Origin of the sequence: Pseudomonas sp. AS2.8 (assembly GCF_014190935.1) — a bacterium.
Lineage (GTDB): Bacteria > Pseudomonadota > Gammaproteobacteria > Pseudomonadales > Pseudomonadaceae > Chryseomonas.
The window spans coordinates 860,567-881,714 of record NZ_JACHVV010000001.1; the positions used below are offsets into that span (position 1 = coordinate 860,567).

The 21,148-nt window shown below is 64.0% G+C and carries 22 protein-coding genes; 5 read left to right on the forward strand and 17 right to left on the reverse strand.

Translation table 11 applies throughout. The annotated features are described in order from the left end of the window. Nucleotides 1–42 precede the first annotated feature (42 nt). Nucleotides 43–606 (reverse strand): antibiotic biosynthesis monooxygenase, encoded by a 564-nt coding sequence (locus tag FHR73_RS03900; protein ID WP_183629654.1) that lies wholly within the window; start codon nucleotides 604–606, stop codon nucleotides 43–45. Between the two features lie 66 nt (nucleotides 607–672). Beyond that, nucleotides 673–1,359: a hydrolase gene (locus FHR73_RS03905; protein ID WP_183629655.1), complete on the reverse strand. Its 687-nt coding sequence runs from the start codon at nucleotides 1,357–1,359 to the stop codon at nucleotides 673–675. 270 nt (nucleotides 1,360–1,629) lie between these two features. Between FHR73_RS03905 and FHR73_RS03910 the strand changes: the two genes are divergently transcribed. Next, a complete protein-coding gene (locus tag FHR73_RS03910) occupies nucleotides 1,630–2,091 on the forward strand; it encodes a Rid family hydrolase (RefSeq protein ID WP_183629656.1) in 462 nt (153 codons plus the stop codon). Here FHR73_RS03910 and FHR73_RS03915 read toward each other — a convergent pair. The 5 genes from FHR73_RS03915 to FHR73_RS03935 all read right to left on the reverse strand — a co-directional run bounded on the left by FHR73_RS03915 (nucleotide 2,088) and on the right by FHR73_RS03935 (nucleotide 7,318). Further along, nucleotides 2,088–3,014: a LysR family transcriptional regulator gene (locus FHR73_RS03915; protein WP_311628908.1), complete on the reverse strand. Its 927-nt coding sequence runs from the start codon at nucleotides 3,012–3,014 to the stop codon at nucleotides 2,088–2,090. The genes FHR73_RS03910 and FHR73_RS03915 overlap by 4 nt on opposite strands. 192 nt (nucleotides 3,015–3,206) lie before the next feature. After that, the gene (locus FHR73_RS03920; RefSeq protein WP_183629658.1) at nucleotides 3,207–3,698 is read right to left on the reverse strand and encodes a DUF4126 domain-containing protein; all 492 of its coding nucleotides are present in this window, start codon (nucleotides 3,696–3,698) and stop codon (nucleotides 3,207–3,209) included. A 374-nt stretch (nucleotides 3,699–4,072) separates the two neighbouring features. Continuing rightward, nucleotides 4,073–4,501: a nuclear transport factor 2 family protein gene (locus tag FHR73_RS03925; protein WP_183629659.1), complete on the reverse strand. Its 429-nt coding sequence runs from the start codon at nucleotides 4,499–4,501 to the stop codon at nucleotides 4,073–4,075. A gap of 442 nt (nucleotides 4,502–4,943) precedes the next feature. Beyond that, complete coding sequence (locus tag FHR73_RS03930) at nucleotides 4,944–5,669, reverse strand: RNA methyltransferase (protein WP_183629660.1); 726 nt, start codon at nucleotides 5,667–5,669, stop codon at nucleotides 4,944–4,946. Next, a complete protein-coding gene (locus FHR73_RS03935; RefSeq protein ID WP_027601995.1) occupies nucleotides 5,669–7,318 on the reverse strand; it encodes an NAD(P)/FAD-dependent oxidoreductase in 1,650 nt (549 codons plus the stop codon). The genes FHR73_RS03930 and FHR73_RS03935 overlap by 1 nt, the downstream gene beginning before the upstream one ends. A gap of 245 nt (nucleotides 7,319–7,563) precedes the next feature. On the opposite strand from FHR73_RS03935, the gene rlmE reads away from it, so the two are divergent. Further along, nucleotides 7,564–8,184: a 23S rRNA (uridine(2552)-2'-O)-methyltransferase RlmE gene (gene rlmE, locus FHR73_RS03940; protein WP_158890506.1), complete on the forward strand. Its 621-nt coding sequence runs from the start codon at nucleotides 7,564–7,566 to the stop codon at nucleotides 8,182–8,184. Nucleotides 8,185–8,519: 335 nt separating this feature from the next. Beyond that, nucleotides 8,520–8,891, forward strand: coding sequence for a hypothetical protein (locus FHR73_RS03945; RefSeq protein WP_183629661.1), 372 nt, complete (start codon nucleotides 8,520–8,522; stop codon nucleotides 8,889–8,891). Nucleotides 8,892–8,986: 95 nt separating this feature from the next. On the opposite strand, the gene FHR73_RS03950 is transcribed toward FHR73_RS03945, so the two are convergent. From FHR73_RS03950 to FHR73_RS03960, 3 genes are all read right to left on the reverse strand, one after another. Continuing rightward, nucleotides 8,987–10,645: a methyl-accepting chemotaxis protein gene (locus FHR73_RS03950; RefSeq protein WP_183629662.1), complete on the reverse strand. Its 1,659-nt coding sequence runs from the start codon at nucleotides 10,643–10,645 to the stop codon at nucleotides 8,987–8,989. Between the two features lie 755 nt (nucleotides 10,646–11,400). After that, nucleotides 11,401–12,150: a BPL-N domain-containing protein gene (locus tag FHR73_RS03955; RefSeq protein ID WP_183629663.1), complete on the reverse strand. Its 750-nt coding sequence runs from the start codon at nucleotides 12,148–12,150 to the stop codon at nucleotides 11,401–11,403. Nucleotides 12,151–12,284: 134 nt separating this feature from the next. Continuing rightward, nucleotides 12,285–13,037, reverse strand: a complete 753-nt coding sequence (locus FHR73_RS03960) for a DeoR/GlpR family DNA-binding transcription regulator (RefSeq protein WP_183629664.1) — start codon at nucleotides 13,035–13,037, stop codon at nucleotides 12,285–12,287. A 124-nt stretch (nucleotides 13,038–13,161) separates the two neighbouring features. Here FHR73_RS03960 and FHR73_RS03965 point away from each other — a divergent pair, with 124 nt between their 5' ends. After that, nucleotides 13,162–13,758 (forward strand): NUDIX domain-containing protein, encoded by a 597-nt coding sequence (locus FHR73_RS03965; RefSeq protein WP_183629665.1) that lies wholly within the window; start codon nucleotides 13,162–13,164, stop codon nucleotides 13,756–13,758. A gap of 80 nt (nucleotides 13,759–13,838) precedes the next feature. On the opposite strand, the gene FHR73_RS03970 is transcribed toward FHR73_RS03965, so the two are convergent. From FHR73_RS03970 to FHR73_RS04000, 7 genes are all read right to left on the reverse strand, one after another. Then, nucleotides 13,839–14,399 (reverse strand): DUF1993 family protein, encoded by a 561-nt coding sequence (locus FHR73_RS03970; protein WP_183629666.1) that lies wholly within the window; start codon nucleotides 14,397–14,399, stop codon nucleotides 13,839–13,841. A 39-nt stretch (nucleotides 14,400–14,438) separates the two neighbouring features. Beyond that, on the reverse strand, nucleotides 14,439–15,071 hold the full coding sequence (locus tag FHR73_RS03975; RefSeq protein ID WP_183629667.1) for a pyridoxamine 5'-phosphate oxidase family protein: 633 nt from the start codon (nucleotides 15,069–15,071) through the stop codon (nucleotides 14,439–14,441). A gap of 367 nt (nucleotides 15,072–15,438) precedes the next feature. Next, nucleotides 15,439–15,909: an Lrp/AsnC family transcriptional regulator gene (locus tag FHR73_RS03980; RefSeq protein WP_183629668.1), complete on the reverse strand. Its 471-nt coding sequence runs from the start codon at nucleotides 15,907–15,909 to the stop codon at nucleotides 15,439–15,441. A 14-nt stretch (nucleotides 15,910–15,923) separates the two neighbouring features. Then, nucleotides 15,924–17,219, reverse strand: a complete 1,296-nt coding sequence (locus FHR73_RS03985) for an FAD-binding oxidoreductase (protein ID WP_183629669.1) — start codon at nucleotides 17,217–17,219, stop codon at nucleotides 15,924–15,926. A gap of 75 nt (nucleotides 17,220–17,294) precedes the next feature. Further along, nucleotides 17,295–18,134 carry a transporter substrate-binding domain-containing protein gene (locus tag FHR73_RS03990; protein WP_183629670.1) on the reverse strand — a complete coding sequence of 280 codons (840 nt, stop codon included), beginning with the start codon at nucleotides 18,132–18,134 and terminating at the stop codon, nucleotides 17,295–17,297. 55 nt (nucleotides 18,135–18,189) lie between these two features. Beyond that, nucleotides 18,190–18,954, reverse strand: coding sequence for an amino acid ABC transporter ATP-binding protein (locus FHR73_RS03995; RefSeq protein WP_183629671.1), 765 nt, complete (start codon nucleotides 18,952–18,954; stop codon nucleotides 18,190–18,192). Between the two features lie 14 nt (nucleotides 18,955–18,968). Then, nucleotides 18,969–19,934: an amino acid ABC transporter permease gene (locus FHR73_RS04000; RefSeq protein ID WP_183630184.1), complete on the reverse strand. Its 966-nt coding sequence runs from the start codon at nucleotides 19,932–19,934 to the stop codon at nucleotides 18,969–18,971. A gap of 477 nt (nucleotides 19,935–20,411) precedes the next feature. Here FHR73_RS04000 and FHR73_RS04005 point away from each other — a divergent pair, with 477 nt between their 5' ends. After that, nucleotides 20,412–21,113 (forward strand): glutathione S-transferase family protein, encoded by a 702-nt coding sequence (locus FHR73_RS04005; protein ID WP_183629672.1) that lies wholly within the window; start codon nucleotides 20,412–20,414, stop codon nucleotides 21,111–21,113. Nucleotides 21,114–21,148: the final 35 nt, after the last annotated feature.

Here is a 21,148-nt window from a genome sequence, read left to right on the forward strand (position 1 = left end):
TCGAGGGCGAAAAGGGGAAGGGCGACGGACCGGGCCAGCGCGTTATGAGTGGTCAGCGCTCAGCCAGGGCTCCAGCGCCCGGGTGGCCAGCGGCATGAACAGGTACACCACCAGCACCACGATGCTCAGGGTGATCAGCAGGTTGCTCATCAGGTAGCCGGCCAGCCAGGGGGCGACGCCGAATACCGGCTGCCAGAGGGCGGGTACCAGCAGACTCAGGGGCAGGATGACCAGGAAGCTGACGACCACCTGTTTCCAGCGTGGCGGTGGCTGTTCGGCCTGCCGGGGGGCGAACCAGAAGTCCTTGCCGAGCTGGACCTCGGTGTTGTCGCCATCAGTCAGCCATGCCTGTGCCTGGCTGACGAGCCACTGACGGGCCGAGGAATCGAGCCATAGCTGCAGGTGCTGCATCTCGTCGAAGCGTAATACCGAGGTGAACTGCAGGGCATCGCCATGGCGTTCCCGGCCGACGTCCACCCCGAGGTGCCCGGGGAATTGACCGGCCGCCTCGATGGTCTGGTGCAGCCAGCTTTCGTAGCGTTGCTCGTGCTGCGGATGAACCTGGTGGCGAACGACCAGGGTCGCGGGTGCGGAAGCGGCATTCATGAGCAGGACTCCTGTCTGGGCTAAGGAAGCGCCAGCCCCGCCAGAGACGGTGGGGCTGGCAGTGGCTCAGAGGGCCGCGGCGACCGGCGCCAGGGTGGCGCCGTGAGCGACACGCTCGGGGGCCTTGTGCACCATGGTGTAGGCGTAGTCGACACCCATGCCGTAGGCGCCGGAATGCTCTTTCACCAGGTCCATGACGGCGTCGTAGGTGTCGCGGTTCTTCCAGTCGCGTTGCCATTCCAGCAGGACCTGCTGCCAGGTCACCGGAATCACGCCGGCCTGGATCATGCGCTGCATGGCGTAGTCGTGAGCGGCCTGGGTGGTACCGCCCGAGGCGTCGGCGACCATGTAGATCTCGTAGCCGGCGTCGTGCATGGCGGAGAGGGCGAAGGTGGTGTTGCACACTTCCGTCCAGAGACCGGAGACGATGATCTTGTTGCGGCCATTGCGCTTGAGCGCATCGCGCACCTTCTGGTCGTCCCAGGAATTCATCGAGGTGCGCTCCAGCAGCGGCGCCTCGGGGAACACGGCGAGCAGTTCGGGATAGGTGTGGCCGGAGAAGCTTTCGGTTTCGACCGTGGTGATGATGGTCGGCACGTTGAAGATCCTGGCGGCCTTGGCCAGGCCGACGGTGTTGTTCTTCAGCGTCTGGCGATCGATGCTCTGGACGCCAAAGGCCATTTGCGGCTGCTGGTCGATAAAGATCAGCTGGCTGTTCAGGGGGGTCAGGACTTCGGTTTTGGCGTTGTTCATGGCTTCACCTATCGATTGAGAGTGGTTTGGGATGTGCTCCGTGCGGCGATCTCGGCGGCTCGCCTTCAAGGGGGCGGTGGCCTCGTTCGCAGCGGTTGTGACCGGAACTGCTATCCAAGGTAAGGGATCGATCGAGGTTATGCTTGTGCACTTTTGCGCCTTTGAAAGCGCAAATTTGCGCCTTCGGATGCGCCGGCATGCTGCTAGGGTCTGGCCTTCTAATCACCCGGATTCGGTCATCGCGAATCCACTTTCCGCGAGGAACAGGCAATGGCAGCAGCACAATTGAAGGACAGGGACACGGCGTACTGGGGCGTACCCTGGGAGCAGGCTTACGGCTATCCGCAGGCCCGTAGGGTAGGTGACGAAATCTTCGTCTCGGGGCAGTTCAATCACGACGCAGACGGTAATGTGGTAGCGCCCGCACCGCTGGACGGCGAGGGTCGCCCCAGCGACTTTTCCACCATGGGCGAGCAGATGCGCACCGCCTACGACAACATCAGCACACTGCTAGCGCTCTATGGCGCGACGCTGCAAGACGTCGTCGAGGAAACCCTCTATGTGCTGGACATGGATGCCGCCTTCGCCGTCGTCGGCAAGGTGCGCAAGGCGGCCTACGGCTGCGAGGCCCCGCGCTGCGCCAGCAACATCATCGGTGTTTCGCGGCTGGCCCAGCGCCCGCAGCTGATCGAGATCGCCTGCCGGGCCGTGATCGGCAGTCGTGCGTCCTAGGCAGGGTCTGCGCGCTCTTCCCGCGGGCGCTGGCCTTCCACCAGCGCCTTCTGCTCGGCCACCGCCGCCGCGCAAAAGGCCATGAAGGCCTTTACCCGCCAGGACTTGCGGATGTCCTGATGGGTCAGCAGCCAGAGTTCGTCGTTGAGCTCCGCCACCACCGGCCCCACGCGCACCAGACCGGGCGTGCTGTCGCCCAGCATGCAGGGCAGAAAGCCAAAGCCCAGCCCCGCCACGATGGCCGCACTCGCAGCGGCAACCGAATCGGTACGGTAGGAGACATCCTCAGGCGCCACCCGGCATTCCAGGTAGGCAGCGGCCTTGAGGTTGGCCAGGGCGGAGGCATAGGACACCCAGGCCTGACCGGCCGCATAGGGATCCTCCTGCCGCGCCTTGTGGCGACTGCCATAGGCAGCCCAGGCGATGGTGGCCAGCTTGCGCCCGACCAGGCTGTCGGCGGGCTTTCGGGTGGCCCGGATCGCGATATCGGACTCGTCGCGGGCCAGACTCAAGGTCTGATTCCCCACCAGCACCTCGATGGTCATGCCCTCGTTCGCCGCCTTGAAGTCGGCGATGATCGGGGTCAGGAAGTACAGCAGCAGCGAGTCGCTGGTAGTGATCCGCAGTTTGCCGAGTGGGCCCTGGGCAGCCCGGGATACGCGCCGTGCGACGCTGACGATATCCAGCTCGACGCGTTCGCCCAGGGCGCGCAGCTCCTCGCCTTCGACGGTTAGCTGGTAGCCGGAGCGACGATGGTCGAACAGCGCGACGCCCAGGGTTTTTTCCACCTGCGCGACCCGTCGGGAAACGGTGGAGACGTTGATGCCCAGTTTCTTGGCGGTCGCCGCGCGATTGCCGGACTCGCTGAGGGCCTTGATGATGCGCAGGTCGTCCCAGGAGAGCTGGCTGACCGCCGCCCCCACATCCCAGCGGGCTGCAGCCTGATCAGGTTGGCTTGGAGAAGCCGGTTTTGCCGAGGCGTCCACACCTGAGCTTCCGTCTGTTAAGGCCTGGCATCATACGAAAAAGGGCCTTGCCGGGCCAATGCCGAGCGCAGCGGCTAGCCAGGTATGCCGCGTTGAAACAAGGCTTGCGAACGAGGTACTACCCCTGGCCTAGCTATCCCGCAGCGCTCGACGCAACCCGGCCCTGGCCAGCGAGAAGGCCAGGCAGTCCTCGGCCAAGCCGAGTCCGGCATTGAGCCAGGCGTTGCTGGCGTAGCCCTTGCGCAGATCGATCGCTACCCTGGCGGCGACACAGGCGGCGGTCGCCCCGATCAGGGCAGGCAACAGTCGCGGTTGCCGCTGCGCGCCGGCGAGTGCCGCGGCGCTGACGCCACCGGACAGGGCACGGACCAGCATCGAGGGTGCGATGGTGCGGTCCGGGGCGAAGGGCAGCTTGTCGCCCAGCAGCTCTCCCGCCGCCAGGGGTATCACGTACTGCCGTACCCGAGGCGACGCGAGGATACGTGCGGGTTCGGCAGCGCCTGCGATATCCTCACGTGCTGCCAGTGCCTCGCTGACCAGGGTTGGCGCCAGCATGCTGCGCATGCCTGTCACCACACCTATGGCCAAGGCGCCCCACAAGAGATTGCTGGCTGTCGTCATGGTCGATTCTCCCGGCAGTTGTTCCCATTCGGACCGGTTGGGGGCGGGACTGTTCAGCTTACCGGGTCCACAGCTGGCTCCCAGGCGAGTAGCCACGGCGTGCGCTGCGTTACCGGCCGTCGTCGAAGCCTGGCGGTGCGGAAAAGGGCGACGTCAAGCCACCCAGTCGATCGAACCACGTCAAGCGGAGCGAGCCAGGGGCGTTTCTCGTGCATCACCGTCGCACCTTACGGCTTGCCGGGAAACAAGGCGCAAGGTGCGAGGTTGATCCGTTTCGGCCGGCCTTCGCGCGGCTCGTGATGCAGCGATAACGACGCCGAGGCCTCGCGACGCTCAGTCAGCGCGGGCGATACACCGGCGGACTCCTGGGTGGATCAGAAGCGAAAGGCCTGGCGACCGATCAGCAGCCAATGGCCCTTCTGTTTTTGCCAGATCTGAAAGTTCTCGATTTCAGTCGGCACCACCTTGCCACTGTTAACGGCCTGAGCTGAAAAGTGGTTGCGCACCAGAGCGACGTCCCCGGACAGGGTGATCTTCTGGTTGAGCATCTTCAGCTCGTTGAACGCGCTCTTGCCCGTCTCGATATCGGCGATGAATGCCTGCTTGTCCTGGATGTTGCCGCTCGAATGGCCATAGGTCAGGTTGTCTGCGGTCAGCGCCTTAAGCTGCGCGATATCCTTGTGCCACATGGCCTGGGTCAGCTGGTCGACCGCGGTGGCGACATCACTCTCATCATTCGTCGCTGCCGCGACATAGCCACTGAACAGGCAGAGGAAACCTACCGCTAGCTTGAGCTTTTTCATGCTCGCATCCTTTTGTTGTAGTTGTTGGAAACGCCAAATGGCGAACGTCACAGATCACAGAGTCTTGTCTGTCATCGTATGACTATTGGATTGTGCCTGGCTGAAGGGCGCAAGACTAGCCCTGGGTGCCTACCTGGAATGCCCGCCGTGTGAAGCCGCACAGCGGGCTTGCCACTGTTCGTGATGGCGGATCGATCTAGAATCCGCAAACCGCCAGCCAGGTGGGTAGCAGCCTTATTCCCAGGTAGGCGGGACACTGGTGCTGGCGCTTCTGAACACCCTGAGCGGACACCTGGTGCCGCTTGCCACAGCGGCATGGCGTCGAGTGGTCGCTAACGCCGACCGGGATATGGCCACTCAGTGGTGCTCATCTCGGCAAGGGGACTGGTAACGCGTCCTCTAACCTCCAGACGCTACCGCGCCCGGTACCCGTGGCTGATCGCTACCGACTCAACTCATAGGCGCATATGTTCACCGTGGCCGCCAGATTCAGGGACTCGATGGCGCCCGAGCCGCCAATGGTGAAGGGCTGGGCGTTCAGCGCCGCCAGTTGCTCGCGCGGAACGCCGCGGGCTTCGTTGCCGAACAGGTAGCAGTCGAAGGCCTGGAAGGCAGCCGACTGCACCGGCGTACCCTGCATGTCCAGGCAGGCGAGGCGGGGGAAGCGCTCCTGCAGGCCGGCGAGTTCGACGTCGAGCTCCAGCGGGGTGTGGAAGATGGCGCCCATGCTGGCGCGGACCACCTTGGGATTGTAGGGGTCGACGCTGCCCGGGCTGAGCAGGCAGCGGAAGCGCCCGAACCAGGCCAGGGTGCGCAGGATGGTGCCCAGGTTGCCCGGATCCTGGATCTCGTGCAGATAGACGGCGCGCTCGCCCTCCACCGCTGCTGCCACCGGCTCCCGGGGCATGGGCACCACCGCAAGGATGCCCTGCGGGGTCTTGGTGTCGGCGAGCTGCGCCATCTGGCGATCGCTGATCAGGTGCGTGCGGAACGGACTCTGCCAGTGTTCGTAGGCGCCCGTCACATAGAGTTCGGCGCGCTGCAGCGCGGGATGCTGCAGCGCGGCCTTTTGCAGTTCCAGCGCCAGGTGCTCGCCCTCCACCAGGAAGTGGCCGAATTCGGCGCGGTACTTCTTCTGGTGGAGCTTCTTGATGTCGTCGAGCTTCATCAACCCGCAGCCCGAACCAGCGGCGCGTCCTGGGCGTCGCCTTCCGCGAGCATCGCCTTGGCCAGGGCCTCGGCGACCTTGATGCCGTCCACGCCGGCAGAGAGGATGCCGCCAGCGTAGCCGGCGCCTTCTCCGGCCGGATACAGGCCGCGCAGGTTCAGGCTCTGCAGGCTGTCGTTGTCGCGGGTGATGCGCACTGGCGACGAGGTGCGGGTCTCGATGCCGGTCAGGATGGCGTCATGGCGGTCGAAGCCGCGGATCTGCTTGCCGAAGGCGGGCAGGGCTTCGCGAATGGCCTCGATGGCATAGGCGGGCAGCGACGGCGCCAGATCGCCCAGGCGTACGCCGGGCTTGTAGGAGGGCTCGACTTCACCGAATTCGGTGGAGGGCACGCCGCGAATGAAGTCGCCGACCAGTTGGCCGGGCGCGCAATAGTCGCTGCCGCCCAGTTCGTAGGCGCGCGATTCCAGGCGCTCCTGCAACTCGACGCCGGCCAGCGGATCGCCGGGGAAATCCTGCTCGGGATTGATGCCCACCACGATGCCGGAGTTGGCATTGCGCTCGTTGCGCGAGTACTGGCTCATGCCGTTGGTGACCACGCGGCCCGGCTCGGAGGTGGCGGCCACCACGGTGCCGCCCGGGCACATGCAGAAGCTGTAGACGGCGCGGCCGTTCCTGGCGTGATGGACCAGCTTGTAGTCGGCAGCGCCCAGTTCCGGGTGGCCGGCGTACTTGCCCAGGCGGGCCTGGTCGATCATGCCCTGGGGGTGTTCGATGCGGAAGCCGACGGCGAAGGGCTTGGCTTCGATGTACACGCCCTGGCGGTGCAGCATGCGGAAGGTGTCGCGCGAGCTATGGCCCAGGGCGAGCACCACGTGGCGGCTGTGCAGGGTCTCGCCACTAGCGAGCACCACGCCTTCGAGCTGGCCGTCGTTGATCACCAGGTCGGTCACCTTGCTCTCGAAGCGGACTTCGCCGCCGAGGGCGATGATCTCTTCGCGCATGGCGGCGACCACGCCGGTCAGGCGGAAGGTGCCGATGTGCGGCTTGCTGACGTAGAGGATCTCTTCCGGCGCGCCGGCGCGGACGAATTCGTGCATCACCTTGCGGGCGTAGAACTTCGGATCCTTGATCTGGCTGTAGAGCTTGCCGTCGGAAAACAGCCCCGCACCGCCTTCACCGAATTGCACGTTGGATTCGGGGCTCAGCACCTTCTTGCGCCACAGCGCCCAGGTGTCCTTGGTGCGGCTGCGCACGTCCTTGCCGCGTTCGAGCACGATGGGCTTGAAGCCCATCTGGGCCAGCAGCAGGGCGGCGAACAGGCCGCAGGGACCGAAGCCCACCACCAGCGGGCGCTCGGTCAGGTTGGCCGGCGCCTGGCCGACCGGGTAGTAACCGGTGTCCGGCGCCGGACGCACGTGCAGGTCATTGGCGAAGCGCGCCAGCACCGCCGCCTCGTCGCGCACTTCCAGGTCGATGATGTAGATGAACAGGATGACGCTGTTCTTCTTGCGCGCATCGTAGCTGCGCTTGAACACGGTGAAATCGAGGAGGTCGGCGTCGCTCAGCTTCAGGCGTTCCAGGATGGCCTGGCGCAGCTCGGCGGGGGTGTGGTCAAGCGGCAGAGACAGTTCGTTGATGCGAATCATGACAGTAATCCTGGCCGGTGACTCCGGCAAAGGAAGGGACGAGGAGGGGTAGGGCGGCGATTGTACCCGGCGGCTCCAGCGCTGTCAGGCCGGGACGATGGGCGCTCCACTGGGCGGCCTGGCGGTCGCTTGGGCGATCCCCGATTCGTCCCCGGGCGTTATCGGCTTATAATCGCCGCCACTTTGCGGCCGGCCAGACCTGGCGCGCGTCCGCTCCTCACCCGCTTTCCCGTGGTAGCTCCAACATGAAAAGATCCAAAAGCAGCCGTCGCTGGCTGGATGAACACGTCAACGATCCCTATGTCAAACGCGCTCAGAAAGACGGCCTGCGCTCGCGCTCCAGCTACAAGCTGATCGAGCTCAACGAGAAGGACAAGCTGATCCGGCCCGGCATGCTGGTCATGGACCTGGGCTCCGCGCCCGGCGGCTGGTCGCAGGTGGCCGGCGGCATCGTGGGCGAGAAGGGCCGGGTGGTGGCCACTGACATCCTGCCGATGGGGGCCCTCGACAACGTCGACTTCGTCCAGGGCGACTTCACCGACGATGCCGTCTTCCAGAAGATCCTCGGCATGCTCGAAGGCCGCCAGCCCGACCTGATCGTCTCCGACATCGCGCCCAACATCAGCGGCGTCGCGGCCGCCGACCAGGCCGCCGCCATGTACCTGGTGGAGCTGACCCTCGACATGGTGCGCCAGGTGCTCAAGCCTGGCGGCAACTACGTGGTCAAGGTGTTCCAGGGCGAAGGCTCCGATGTCTTCCTGAAAGACGTACGTACCTCCTTCGAGAAGGTGTCGATCCGCAAGCCCGAAGCCTCGCGCCCCCGCTCGCGCGAGGTCTATCTGGTGGGCAAGGGCTTCAAGGGCTAGCTCTAGCCCTTGCCGCCGGCGCGGGCCTGTTCGATGGCCCGCCGTGCTGTTTCGTCATTAATACCTACCGCTACCCGCCGACTGTCTGCACCGGATTCTGGAGCCGCTGCAGCGCATCGGCGCGTCTGTCGAAAAGTCTCGCCCTTCCACGGTAGACGCTGAAACCCCATAGTCAGAGCGGGAGTCGGCTGGCGTCCTTCGCTAGCGCTGTCCCGCAACTGTGAGGCGATGTTTCCGCCAGGAGTTAATTCCTGGGTGGCTGCTAGGGTTTCCCATTCATCTGCGCTCAAGCAGTTGTTGCGGTGATGGTGTGCCGAAAACTGGGGGCGGGAGAGATGGATATCTATGTATTCGAGACGGCCAGACGATTGCTGACGGATATCTACGGATCGCTGTACGAGCTGGAAAGCGGGCATGGCTTCAGGTGCGTGAAGGCCGAACGAGGCCAGATCTTCCTGTATCGCCCAGTCGCCGGACTGGCCGAGGGCAATCTGGGCGAGATCGCCTTCGAGATCGAATCCCATGCCAGGCGCGCGGGCCGAGGGATCGTCGAAACCCGACAGTTCTTCAGACAGTTGAAAGTCGACAGTGGCCACCCCACCGAACGGGACAGTCGCTATGACTGGCCGCGGATCGGCTTCACCGATAAGAAAGAGGTCACGGCTATCATGCTCGACCTCAAAGCCTTTCTCGGCGTAAGCCGCTGAGGCTTGCTGACTAGTGTCCACCCGCCGTCTTGCAGACAGAGGTGCTCACCCGGAGTGAACACCTCGCCGAAGGGGACCGTATTACCGGACCGGTCTCAGGCCGGCTCTTCGAAACGGGCATAGCCGAAGGGGATGCCGCCTTGGCTGGCATGCCGCGAGTTGTCGATCGGCGCAGCGGCTCGCTTGGCCAGCCCCGGTCCCGAGCGTTTGGTAGCGGGACGCGGTAGCTCTTGGCCAGCCAGGGTGCTGTTCAGGGTGAAGAACTCCATCAGTTGCTGGAGCAATTCGGCCTGGCTGCTCATCTCTTCGGCGGTGGCGGCCAGTTCCTCGGAGGCCGAGGCGTTCTGCTGGGTGACCTGGCTGAGCTGCAGCATGGCGCTGTTGATCTGCTCGACGCCGGAGGTCTGTTCTTCCGAGGCAGCAGTGATCTCCTGCACCAGGTCGGAGGTCTTGCTGATGGAGGGCACCATCTCGTCCAGCAGCGAGCCCGCGCGCTCGGCCAGGGCCACGCTGCCCTGGGCGACGTTGCTGATCTCCTGGGCGGCGACCTGGCTGCGCTCCGCCAGCTTGCGCACCTCCGAAGCCACCACGGCGAAGCCCTTGCCATGCTCGCCGGCCCGCGCCGCCTCGATGGCGGCGTTGAGAGCCAGCAGGTTGGTCTGGTAGGCGATGTCGTCGATGATGCTGATCTTGGCCGCAATGGTTTTCATGGCCACCAGGGTGTCTCTGACGGCCTGGCCGCCTTCGTTGGCCTCGCGGTTGGCCTTGCCGGCCATGCCGTCGGTGACCTTGGCGTTCTCGGTGTTCTGGGCAATGGAGGCCGACATCTGCTCGACGCTGGCGCTGGTCTCCTCGACGGAGGCGGCCTGTTCGGTGCTGGCCTGGCTGATGCTCTGGGCAGTGGCGGAGATCTCTTCCGAGGCACTGGCCAGGCCATCGGAGGCGCTGCGGACATCGCTGATGATTTGCGACAGGCGCTGGTTCATGCCCTCCATGGCGCGCAGCAGGGCGGCAGTCTCGTCACGGCCCTCGGCGTCGATGCGCTGGGTGAGGTCGCCAGCGGCCAGACGATCGGCGATCTCGACCGCGGCGCGCAGGGGTCGGGTGATGCTGCGACTCATGAGGAAGCCGAGCAGGATGCCAAAGGCCACACCCCCCGCGATGATGCCGATCAGCATGACCCGGCTGCGGGCATAGATCTGGTCGGTGAGGTCGTTGGCGTCGCTGGCGTTCTGCTCCTTGCGCTTGGACAGCTCGGTCATCAGCACGCCCACCTGGTCGCCATAGCGGCGGACACTGACCAGTTGAGTGTCCAGCTCGGGATCCGCGTCCCGCAGCGTCCGCTTGCCCGCGATCGCCATCGCCTGGTCCAGTTGGGAGGTGTAGCTGCCGAGCAACTCGTCGATCTGGCGGAAATTGGCGGCCGAGGCTTCGCTGCTAAAGAGGGGGCGGGCCTTGGCGAGATTGTCCCGCACGTTGGCCAGGCCCAGCTTGACCTCCGCCTGAGCCCGGTTGCGATCCTCTTCGGAGGTTGCCAGCAGGTAGTTGCTGCGCGCACGACCGATAAAGACCAGATTCAGATTGGCCTCCTTGATATAGGACAGCCCGAGCAGCTCGTTCTGATAAAGCTGAGTCGCCAGATCATTGATCTGACTGCTGTTGCTCAGGCCTGCCAATCCCACCACCAGGCTGATGGATGCCACGGCGATGAAGGACACGATAAGGCGGGTGCCAATCCGGAAATTCTTGAACATCTGAAAGCTCCTCGGGAAAGGCTAGTGTTTGCGACTAGCCAGGATTGACGGCGGAATAGTGACGTCAATAGTTAGGCTTTCGGAGCGGACAGTTGGAAATTTATAGTGGCCTAGCGCCAGTTCATCAAATAAAAACAGTTGTTGTAGTTAGCGTTAATATTCTTTCGATAATGGTTTTCACGATAACGGTGAGTCATCGCGAAGTTCCAGGGCGTTGCGTTGGGACAATGCGAGGTCAATGGCCCGCGCACTCGCAGGGGTAAGCGAAACGGGCAACAGGCGTTGCGCCGAAAGGCGGTTCCGATAGTGAAATCGCGTCTTCAGGGATCGCACCCAGCGGCGCTCTGCGTAGCGAAAAGTGCTGGATGCCGGCGCAGTCTGGACGCAGCGCGGGAGGTGGGCAGGTTCATAGCCACTGCTCGCAAGTTCAGCGATGAAATTACGAATAGGGGCAGCGAGTTGCAGGCTAGGGTGGTGCTTCAAATCAGTTGGCCAAACTACAAAAGTTTTAGTTGGCAGTTCTATATCGATGGATATGTCCGCAGTGTTTCCAATGTTTATCTATATCTGGGCGCTGGCGGGATAATAGGTGTTTGAACGTTCGGTAGTTGGACGGGAGGGACACAGCAAGAGCAGCAAGGTCATGTTCGCTAAAATCCACCGAAGTGCGCTGCATAATCCCACTGACCTCGCCATTCCGACGGGCAATGGCGTCGAACTGCGCACCCTTCCTGCAGGGCCGCTAGAGCACGGCCTCAGCGCAGGGTTTCGTCCATCAGGCTCTTGAACAGGGACGTCCGAGGCCGGCTCGCCGGTGGGATGTCGGCCTGTTCGAACCAGCTCGCATCGGCCTCCGGATGCGGTCCGCTCAAGGCCACCACGCCACGGCCGAAGGGATAGCGGGCCGCGGCGATGTCCCCGTTGGCATAGGTCGCCAGCACGCGAACGCCAGGTGCATGACTGGGCGGTAGGTAGGGGCCGTCCTGGTAGAAGACGTGGTCATCATGGCCTGCCCAGCGAACCGCGACCGCGGCGTCGTCGATGGTGGTCACGGGAAAGCCGGGACGTCCCACCTCCGAGTCCAGATCGTCGGGTATGAGCCTGAGGTTTCCGGCATCGGCAAGGTAGGCGCCCATGCACAGCCCCAGATAGCGTCCACCCTGGGCGACGTAGTTACGCAGCGCGGCGCTGCGCGCATCCCCAAGGCTGGCCAGCGCGGCGGGAATATCCTGGCCACCGCCCGGTTGTACATAGAGGCTGTAGCGGCGCAGGTTGGCAGGCGTGATGTCGATGCGTTCCGCCGGGCCGACGAAGTCAACGTGATAGCGGGGGTCCAGCCGTTCGAGGGCCGTCCGGACCGTTTCGGAGCAGTCGTCGCACCCCGCGGGGCCGCGGTAGACGGCCACCGCCACGGTGGGCGCCTGGGTAGCCAGGGCCAGTGGCAAGAGACCGGCCAGACAGAGCAGGGCGAACACGACGCGTCTTGCTCCAGTTGAAAGCGTCATCCGCGGGACTCTTCGGCAATGGACTCAGGGAGTGGCAAGCGGTGTCAGGCGTCGACCCGCGTTTATTGCAGGGCCGAAACACGCAACTGCGGCTCAGCTTATCAGGCGAAGGGTATGCCAGGGCGGTAGGGGCGTCAGGTGTGGATCACGGAAAGCGCCGCACGCAGCGCCCCGAGCGCCTCGTCGGCAGGCGCCGCATCCGTTACCAGGGTACTGACATCCGCCAGCGGGATGATGCCGTAGGGAGAGGCCGTGCCGAGTTTTTCTCGCGTCGCCAGGATAAAGGTCTCCGCCGCCTGGCGGCTGATGATGCGCTTGATCGCGGCTTCCTCGGCATTGCCGGTGGTGGCGCCCGTCTCGGGATGCAGCCCGGTCACGCCCATGAAGTAGCTGTCGACCCGCACCCGGGCGATGGCCTCCGCACAGGCCGCGCCCAGGGTCACGATGGAGTGCTTGAACAGGCGGCCACCAGTGAGCTCGACCTCGATCAGCGGATGCTCGACCAGCTCCACCGCGATGTTCGGGCTATGGGTCACCACGGTGATCTCAAGCTCCCTGGGCAGGTGGCGGACGAGTTGGACATTGGTCGTGCCGCCATCGATAAAGACGATCTGTCCCGGTTGGATCAGTCGGCTACCCGCCTGGCCGAGCGCCACCTTGCTGGCCGTGGACGCCTCTTCGCGCCTGGCGTAGTCCGCGACGGCAGCCGACGCCGGCAAGGCGCCGCCATGCACGCGTTGCAGCACACCTTCAGCCGCCAGCTCCCGCAGGTCGCGGCGAATGGTGTCTTCCGAGACCCCCAGCTGCTGGCTGAAGGTCTTGGCCACCAGCCGGCCTTCCTGGCGCAGTACCTGCTGGATAAGCGCCTTGCGTTCACGGGTCAGCATCGGATACTCCTGCACGAAAATTCTTGACGTTGCACGAAACTGCACGAAACTGCACGAAACTGCACGAATTCTAGCGCGAAGCCCCAGGACGGTAAACACCGCCCGCCAACCCAGAGGATCGCCCATGAGCATCGCCCCGCGTATTCGTGTTGAAGAGGTCGAGGTTTTGTCTGATGACTGGTTCGTCCTGAAGAAAACCACCTTCGCTTTCCTGCGCAGTGACGGCACCTGGCAGCGGCAATCACGGGAGACCTACGATCGCGGCAATGGCGCGACCATCCTGCTCTACGATCCCCGACGCTGCACCGTGGTGCTGACGCGCCAGCTGCGCTATCCGGCCTTCGTGAACGGGCACGACGACCTGCTGATCGAGGCGCCTGCCGGCCTGCTGGATGCGGCTGAGCCCGAGGTGCGCATCCGCGCCGAGGTCGAGGAGGAGACGGGCTTTCAGGTGCGGGAAGTGCGGCAGGTGTTCGATGCCTTCATGAGTCCCGGTTCGGTGACCGAGCGGCTGCATTTCTTCGTCAGCGAATACGCCCCTGGCGATCGCAAGTCGGCCGGGGGTGGCAATGTCGCGGAAGGCGAGGACATCGCCGTGCTCGAGGTCGACCTGGGCGAGGCGCTGGCGATGATCGATGCCGGGACCATTCGCGACGGCAAGACCATCATGCTGCTGCAGTACGCGGCCCTGAAGCTCAGGCCGCGCCTGGCGGTCAGCTGATCTCCAGGGCTGACGACCAGGGCTTTGGCGGCCTGTCTCGGATCCAGGCGATGCGGCTTCGGGCGCTGGCCGCCTGGCGGCTAGGACGACGCCCCGGGCCTCAGGAAGGGCAGTACATGGGCGACATAGTCGGCCTTGCCCAGCTCCACGCCCTGGGTGCGCAGGATGGCGTAGGCGGTCATCACGTGGAAGTAGAACTGCGGCAGCGCCCAGTCGCGGACGTACTGGTCGGCGGTGAAGTCGAACACCAGTCCCTGGGGCAGTTCGTGAGCGACCGGCGCACCCTCCTTGAGCGGAGAGCCTGCGCCCGTGATCGTCTGCACCCGCTCCAGGGTTTCGCGGATGCGGGCCTGCGCCTGGGCGAGGGTGCCCGGGTTTTCGGCGGCGTGGCGGCCTTCGTTGAGCAGGTCTGTCAGTTCGGGCGGAAAGGCCTGGCCGTGCAGTCGCAACATCCCTTCCTGGGCCTGGACGCAGGCGAAGCGGATCTGGGTGGCGAGCGGGAACATGTCGGGCGCCAGGCGGGCAACCAGCAGCGCCTCGGCGGCACCGTCCGGCCGCTGAGCCTCGGCCTTGCCGAGCCAGGCCGACAGGGCGCCGAGCAGATTCGTATAGGTGGGAACGAGAATATCCGTGAAGGTCATGGGAGGTCCTTGCTGGGTCTGGAAGCGGGGCGGGGCGGCCTAGTAGAGGGTGCTGGCGATCCGCTGTGGCAGGGCCTGGTCATAGGCATCGCCGTCTATCTGGGTAGGACAGAGCTGCTTGAGGATCGACCCGGGAGAAGGCAGCGCACTGCGCGGCAGGTGTCTGGAGGCATCCCATAAGCCGGCCCTGATCACCGCGCGGCTGCACTGGAAGTAGACACTGGTGACGTTGATCTCCAGCACCGTCCGCGGGCGCTGACCCTTGACCTCGAAGCGCGCCAGCAGTGCGGGGTCGACGGCTATACGGGCGGTGCCATTGATCCGCAGCGTCTCGCCAATGCCGGGAATCAGGAACAGCAGCGCGACCTGGGGATCCTGGAGGATGTTGCGCAGCGTATCCAGGCGATTGTTGCCCCGGCGGTCCGGCAGGTAGAGCGTCCTGGCGTCCTCGACATGCACGAAACCCGGCGCATCGCCGCGCGGCGATGCATCCAGTCCCTGGGGTCCCGATGAAGCCAGTACCACGAAGGACGCGGCTTCGATGAAGGGCTGGTAAGCGGGGTGGATATGGTCGACCTCCTTGAGGATCGACGGCGCCGCGACCTGGCCGTAGAGGCCTTCCAGCGTCTCCAGCGAGGTGATGTAGTCCTGCTCGTGGTTGTCCTGCTCCATGCGTGACTCCTGGTTCGTTGTGCTCTGCGCGCCTTCTCTCGCGCGGGTCTTCTGGCGCCGAGCGTTCGCGGTAGCCAAAGGGTTGGCTGAACTGTAGCCGATACGCGGGGCGAGAGCGCGGCTTGAGGAAGGACTTCTGCAGTAGTCGCCTGGCTCGCGACTTTCGCCAGCCAGACGGAGAGTCCGGCCGGCGAGCACAACTTTCCTCAGAGCCAGGAAACGGGAGGTCATCGAGATCATGGGTGGACGGCTGTCGGGGGAGACGAGCTTGGGACTGCCGTTGGTTGCTGCACTGCAGCGAAGCAACACGTGAGCTACTGGTGAGGCAGTTGCTATCGAGACTGCGCTCTGGCGCGCTAATGCTCGCTCAGACCGTCAGTTTCCGGCTGAACTTGGTTTCCATCACGATGTGCGAGGCCGTGTGGGCGACACCCTTGATCATGTTGATGCGGGTCAGCTCCGCATTCAGCTCGCCAAGCGTGTGAGTGGCGAGATGGATGATGAAATCGGACTCACCCGACACGGCGTACACGGCCTGTACCGAGTCCATATTGCGCAGGTGCGTCATGACATCCGTGTAGCTCTTGTTGGTACAGGAGGTCATGGTGAAGCAGTTGATCACCTGCTGCAGGCGATCCTGATCGATGCGAACGCTGTAGCCGGTGATCACACCGGCCCGCTCCAGGCGGGTGATCCGCTCCTGTACGGCGGAGCGCGAGACGCCCAGCTTGCGCGCCAGGGCCGCAGTGGGTTCGCGGGCATTGGCTTGCAACAGAGTCAGCAGCTGCCGATCCTTCTCCGTCAGTTGAAACAGCGCTCCGGTATTGCGTGCATCCATGACCTTTCCTCGGCTCAGCGGTGTCCGTGCGCCCGGGCTTCCTGGAATTTGTCCATCAGCTTGAGATAGGCATAGACGGTCTGCGCGGCCGCTGGCCCGACGGGACCGCCGTTCCATTCGAGGCCATAGGCGGAGAACAGCCGATAACGATCCGTCTCGCCACAGATGGCTTCCGCTATGACGCGACCCCCGATCGGTGCGGTGTTCATACCATGGCCCCCAAATGAAGTACAGGTCCATACGCCTGGCGCCAGGCGACCGATGTGCGGCATTTTGTGGCGCGCATAGCCCATCAGTCCGGACCAGGCTTTGGCGATCTTCAGGCCCTGCAGCTGGGGATAGACTGCGAGAATGTCGCGGGTGAGCAATTGCCCCAGGCGTTGTTCGTCCTGCAGGTTGTGGGTGGTGATGTGGCCACCCCAGAGCAGACGATCGCCTTCGACGATGCGGTAGTAGTCCGAGGCGCGTCGGTTGTCGCCGACCGCATCCGTGGTGGTCATGGCGGTCGCGAGCCGCTCACCCAGAGGCTCGGTCAGCACCACATAGGTGGCAATCGGCAGAAAGGCGCGGCGGAGTCGTCCAAACTCCGTACCGCCATAGCCTCCGCAGCAGTAGACCACGTCGCGGCAGGTCACCGAACCCTGGTCGGTCGTGACCCGGTGCCGGTCCGCCTGGCTCACCACCTCGCGCATTGCCGTGCGCTCGTGGATCACGCCGCCGCCGGCCTCGAATAGTTCCGCCAGCCCCAGGCAGTAGTTCAAGGGGTGGAAGTGAAAGCCATGGGTGTCGCGCAGCGCCTGGAAATAGCGATCTGTCTTCAGACGCTCACGGATCTGCTCGGTGTCCAGATACTCCAGTTCGAAACCGAAGTCCCGCGCCATGCGATCGCGGGTCCGTTGCAGATTGATGCCATCCTCGTAGCGCACCACGCTGAGCTTGCCGGACGTGGGCGCACACCTGGGCAACTGGTGGCGAGCGATGGTGTCACGGACGATGTCGACACCTTCCAGCGATAGCTTGAACAAGGCGGCTGCGGTCTGACGACCGCAGCGCCGTTCGATTGCGGACAGACCTTCCGACCAGCCCTGCAGCACAAATCCGCCGTTGCGGCCGGAGGCTCCCCAAGCCACGCGATTCGCTTCCAGCAAGACCACCGAACGGCCACGTGCTGACAGCTCCTGGGCCGTACTCAAACCGGCCAGGCCGCCACCGATGACGCAGACGTCCGCCACTAAATTGCCTAGCAAAGGCGCGCGTTGCGTGGTCGCACGCATGGTTCCGGTGTAGTAGTTGTTGCTGTAGGCAGCCATCAGTGGGTGTCCTTTTTCGGGCAGCAGTGGTCCTCGTACCCGCCGCATGACGGGCACGGGCATCTGGAACGATGGTTACTGAATCAGGGTGAGGTCAGTGCCGTACCATTTCTGCGAGAGTTGCTTGAGCGTGCCGTCGGCTTTCATATCGGTGACGGCCTTGGTCAACTCCGCGTTGAAGGCTTCGTCGCCCTTGTCGACCGCGATGGCGAGGGGTTCGTAGTAGGCCGGTTTGCCCGACACGGCTGTGATGGGGTAACCGGCCTTGATAGCCCCTAATACGGTCGGTAGCGCAGACAGGGTGGCGTCCAGCCGGGTGCCGTTGCCCATGCGCAGGTCGTCGAGCGGACCCATGCTGTCGCCATAGGTCAGGACTTCGCCAGGCTCCACCTCGTAGGTGAACGCGGGTACATCGGCGGCATCGATCTTCAGACGCCTGTTGATGTAATCCTCTGAAGTGGTACCGGCCTCCACCCCTATTTTCTTGCCATTCAGCTCGGAGAGCGTCGTCTTGGCGGCGTCCTTGTGCACCGTGAACACATAGGGCGTGTAGTAGTAGACGGCAGGGAAATCGAGCACCCGCGCCCTGGCGGTCGTCGGTGTCATAGAGCCGACGGAGAGGTCCCAGCGATTGGCCCAACGACCGGCGGTGATGATGCCGTACTCGGGGGTCACGAAGTTCACCTTGGTCCCGAGTCGTCGCCCGATCTCGGTCGCCACGTCGATGTCGAAGCCGCGCAGCTGATTGTCCTCGCCGAGAAAGGATTGCGGTGGCCAATTGGCTGCGGTGGCCACCTTCATGACCTTGGTCTGGTGAATGCGGTCAAGGGTCGCGCCGGCCCAGGCGGAGGGCAGGGCGGCTCCCAGGGCTGTAGCGGCGGCGAGAGCGGTGAGAAGGCGAGCGGCTGGGGTCATGGTGATGTCTCCGGATACACGTTTGTTGTTGTCGTGAGGGGTGTAGCGGCTGTGGTCAGTGACTGAGGATCTGCGAGAGAAATTCGCGCGCCCGTGGCTGGCGTGGGTTATCGAAGAATTCGTCCGGACGGGCCTCTTCGATGATCTGGCCCTGGTCCATGAAGATGATCCGGTCGGCGACCTTGCGGGCGAAGCCCATCTCGTGGGTCACGCAGAGCATGGTGATGCCGTCCTGAGCCAGTTCGCCCATCACATCCAGGACTTCCTTGACCATCTCCGGGTCGAGCGCTGAGGTCGGTTCGTCGAAGAGCATGATGCGTGGCTTCATGCACAGCGCACGGGCAATGGCAACCCGCTGCTGCTGACCACCGGATAGCTGGCCGGGATACTTGTCCGCCTGGTTGGCGATCCGCACCCGCGCCAGGTACTGCAGAGCAAGTTTTCGAGCTTCGGTCTGATCGAGTTTGCCGGCCAGTCGCGGCCCCAGCATCAGGTTCTCCAGCACCGTCAGGTGCGGGAAGAGATTGAACTGCTGGAACACCATGCCGACTTGTCGGCGGATACTGGCCACGCTGGCCGCTTCGCGGGTCAGCACCTGGCCGGCAATTCGTATCTCGCCTCGCTGAAAGTCTTCCAGCAGGTTCAGGCAGCGGATCAGCGTCGACTTGCCCGAACCGGAGGGGCCGCAGATCACGACGATCTCGCCGCTGGCGATGTGCAGATCAATCCCCTTGAGGACCTGGAAGTCGCCGTACCACTTCTGCAGATCTCGCACCGAGACGGCCGCGTTGAGGTTGGATGAAGCAGAGGTCTGATGCATGGGTTGCTCCCGGGTTAGCGATGGGCGCGGTCGAAGCGCTTTTCCAGGCGGGCCTGCACGGTTTCGAGCAGGATCGACAGCACCCAATAGAGCACCGCGGCCGTGATCAGCATTTCCAGATGGCGGAACTCCGCACGCCCTTGGGTACGCGCCAGGAACATCAGCTCCCAGACCCCGATCACCGATACCAGAGAGCTGTCCTTGAGCATCGAGATGAACTGGTTGCCGGTCGGCGGAATGATGAGCCGCATCGACTGCGGCAGGATCACGCGGGTCATGGCCTGGAAGGGAGTAAGGCCGATTGCCCGGCAGGCCTCCCATTGCCCGCGCGGGATGCTGCTGATTCCGGCGCGAAAGATCTCGGTCATGTAGGCGCCATAGCACAGCGACAGAGCGAGCACCCCCGCCGGCACTGCGCCTACGACATAACCCAGTTGGGGAATGCCGAGGTAGATCAGGTAGATCTGGATCAGCAGGGGTACGCCGCGAAAGAACGAGGTGTAGAAACTCGCGATGGCGACGGCAAAGCCATTGGCTGAAAGGCGCGCGGTGGCGCCGAGCAAGGCCAGCACGAAGGCGATGGCGATTGAAAGCGCCGAGACGTAGACGGTGGTGAACACCCCTTGGGTGATCATGAAGCCGACTTTGCTGAAGATGAAGCTGTAGGACAGATCGAAGGTATCGAAGAACAGCAGGAACAGCAGCAGCAACTCGCACCAGACGGTGACGACCTGAGCCTTCAGCGGAAACCGGCCGAGGATGAACAGGTTCAGCATCAGGGTTAGGGTCAGGGTCCCGGAGACCGCGATGTTGCGCAGCATCGGGGCTTCGAGGTCGAGCACGATCGGCCCCATGAGGCGGGCCAGACCGCCTTCTCCGACGCCATAGACGCAGGCCAGGAAAAAGACTGCGACGGCTACCATGGCCATAAAGGGAAGGCTATCTGTCGCACGAGGTTTGACGATGTGGTCGCGATACATGGCTCGGTCCTCACGCGCTTGGCGCTTTTCTTGTTGTGAGGCCATTGTAGGGAGGCGTTGTGCAGGGCAGTACCCGGCGAAATAGGTCACTTTGCCGGTAAGTAATTGAAAATAGCCAGGTATGACCTGTCGATTTGATAGCTTGGGCTGGCGAATGGATAGAGCGGCGAACGTCACTGAACGATGCTATCCGGATACCCTGAAAGGTCAGGTCCGCTGCGTGAAGGCCGTCTCGGTGCGGTCAGCGCTCAGGCCATGACATGACAGTTACCTCGAGGGTCCGATCTCCGCGGTGATGCATACCCTGGTAGCCCCTTTCGGAGAGCGGTTGCCCGTGGCGTGGCGATCCCATGCGACCTGGACACTTGCTGTCGAGGCGTGGTCTTAGGAAGGTGTGATGAGCCGCCGCGGTGGACCAACCTTCCTGCAGGCTGCCGTTCCTGGATGACCTGATGAACAACGACGAGGAACCTCCTGATGACCCTTCCACTACGCCTGTACGAACTGACCGGTGCCGACGACAGCTGCCGCTTCAGCCCCTATTGCTGGCGCATACGGCTGGCGCTGGCCCACAAGGGGCTGCCGGTCGAGACCGTGGCCTGGCGTTTTCACGAGAAGCAAGCCATCGCCGCTTCCGGGCAGGGCAAGGTGCCGGTGCTGGTGGATGGCGACCAGTGGGTGAGCGACAGCTGGGCCATCGCCGAATACCTCGATCGCCAATACCCCGAGCGTCCGTCGCTGCTGGGCGATGCTTCGCTGAAGGCCACGACGCGCTTCATCAATCAGTGGGTCGCGGACAGTGTCCATCCGGCGCTGGCGCGGTTGATCCTGCCCGACGTCCATGCGGTGCTGGATGAAGCCGACCAGGACTATTTCAAGCGAACCCGCGAGGCGGCATTTGGCGTCTCTCTGGAGGCCCTGGCCGGACAGCGCGAGACCGCGCTGCAGGCCTTTCGCGAAGTCCTGAAGCCCCTGCGCAGCACCCTGGCACTGCAGGATTACCTGGCTGGCGAGACCCCGGCCTATGCCGATCACATCGTCTTCGGCGCCTTTCAGTGGGCGCGGATCGTCAGTGCCCAACCCCTGCTGGCCCAGGACGATCCCATCACTGCCTGGTGTGGGCGGATGCTCGACGCCTACGATGGCGTGGCGCGCCAGGCGCCACAGGCCAGTCGCTGACGTCAGCCCGGGGCGGACGCACTGGGCCCGTCAGG

What these genes read in the sequence shown, in the direction of transcription:
- FHR73_RS03900 (WP_183629654.1), bottom strand. Translation starts at nt 606, where the DNA reads ATGAATGCCGCTTCCGCACCCGCGACCCTGGTCGTTCGCCACCAGGTT.
- FHR73_RS03905 (WP_183629655.1), bottom strand. Translation starts at nt 1,359, where the DNA reads ATGAACAACGCCAAAACCGAAGTCCTGACCCCCCTGAACAGCCAGCTG.
- FHR73_RS03910 (WP_183629656.1), top strand. Translation starts at nt 1,630, where the DNA reads ATGGCAGCAGCACAATTGAAGGACAGGGACACGGCGTACTGGGGCGTA.
- FHR73_RS03920 (WP_183629658.1), bottom strand. Translation starts at nt 3,698, where the DNA reads ATGACGACAGCCAGCAATCTCTTGTGGGGCGCCTTGGCCATAGGTGTG.
- FHR73_RS03925 (WP_183629659.1), bottom strand. Translation starts at nt 4,501, where the DNA reads ATGAAAAAGCTCAAGCTAGCGGTAGGTTTCCTCTGCCTGTTCAGTGGC.
- FHR73_RS03930 (WP_183629660.1), bottom strand. Translation starts at nt 5,669, where the DNA reads ATGAAGCTCGACGACATCAAGAAGCTCCACCAGAAGAAGTACCGCGCC.
- FHR73_RS03935 (WP_027601995.1), bottom strand. Translation starts at nt 7,318, where the DNA reads ATGATTCGCATCAACGAACTGTCTCTGCCGCTTGACCACACCCCCGCC.
- rlmE (WP_158890506.1), top strand. Translation starts at nt 7,564, where the DNA reads ATGAAAAGATCCAAAAGCAGCCGTCGCTGGCTGGATGAACACGTCAAC.
- FHR73_RS03945 (WP_183629661.1), top strand. Translation starts at nt 8,520, where the DNA reads ATGGATATCTATGTATTCGAGACGGCCAGACGATTGCTGACGGATATC.
- FHR73_RS03950 (WP_183629662.1), bottom strand. Translation starts at nt 10,645, where the DNA reads ATGTTCAAGAATTTCCGGATTGGCACCCGCCTTATCGTGTCCTTCATC.
- FHR73_RS03955 (WP_183629663.1), bottom strand. Translation starts at nt 12,150, where the DNA reads ATGACGCTTTCAACTGGAGCAAGACGCGTCGTGTTCGCCCTGCTCTGT.
- FHR73_RS03960 (WP_183629664.1), bottom strand. Translation starts at nt 13,037, where the DNA reads ATGCTGACCCGTGAACGCAAGGCGCTTATCCAGCAGGTACTGCGCCAG.
- FHR73_RS03965 (WP_183629665.1), top strand. Translation starts at nt 13,162, where the DNA reads ATGAGCATCGCCCCGCGTATTCGTGTTGAAGAGGTCGAGGTTTTGTCT.
- FHR73_RS03970 (WP_183629666.1), bottom strand. Translation starts at nt 14,399, where the DNA reads ATGACCTTCACGGATATTCTCGTTCCCACCTATACGAATCTGCTCGGC.
- FHR73_RS03975 (WP_183629667.1), bottom strand. Translation starts at nt 15,071, where the DNA reads ATGGAGCAGGACAACCACGAGCAGGACTACATCACCTCGCTGGAGACG.
- FHR73_RS03980 (WP_183629668.1), bottom strand. Translation starts at nt 15,909, where the DNA reads ATGGATGCACGCAATACCGGAGCGCTGTTTCAACTGACGGAGAAGGAT.
- FHR73_RS03985 (WP_183629669.1), bottom strand. Translation starts at nt 17,219, where the DNA reads ATGGCTGCCTACAGCAACAACTACTACACCGGAACCATGCGTGCGACC.
- FHR73_RS03990 (WP_183629670.1), bottom strand. Translation starts at nt 18,134, where the DNA reads ATGACCCCAGCCGCTCGCCTTCTCACCGCTCTCGCCGCCGCTACAGCC.
- FHR73_RS03995 (WP_183629671.1), bottom strand. Translation starts at nt 18,954, where the DNA reads ATGCATCAGACCTCTGCTTCATCCAACCTCAACGCGGCCGTCTCGGTG.
- FHR73_RS04000 (WP_183630184.1), bottom strand. Translation starts at nt 19,934, where the DNA reads ATGTATCGCGACCACATCGTCAAACCTCGTGCGACAGATAGCCTTCCC.
- FHR73_RS04005 (WP_183629672.1), top strand. Translation starts at nt 20,412, where the DNA reads ATGACCCTTCCACTACGCCTGTACGAACTGACCGGTGCCGACGACAGC.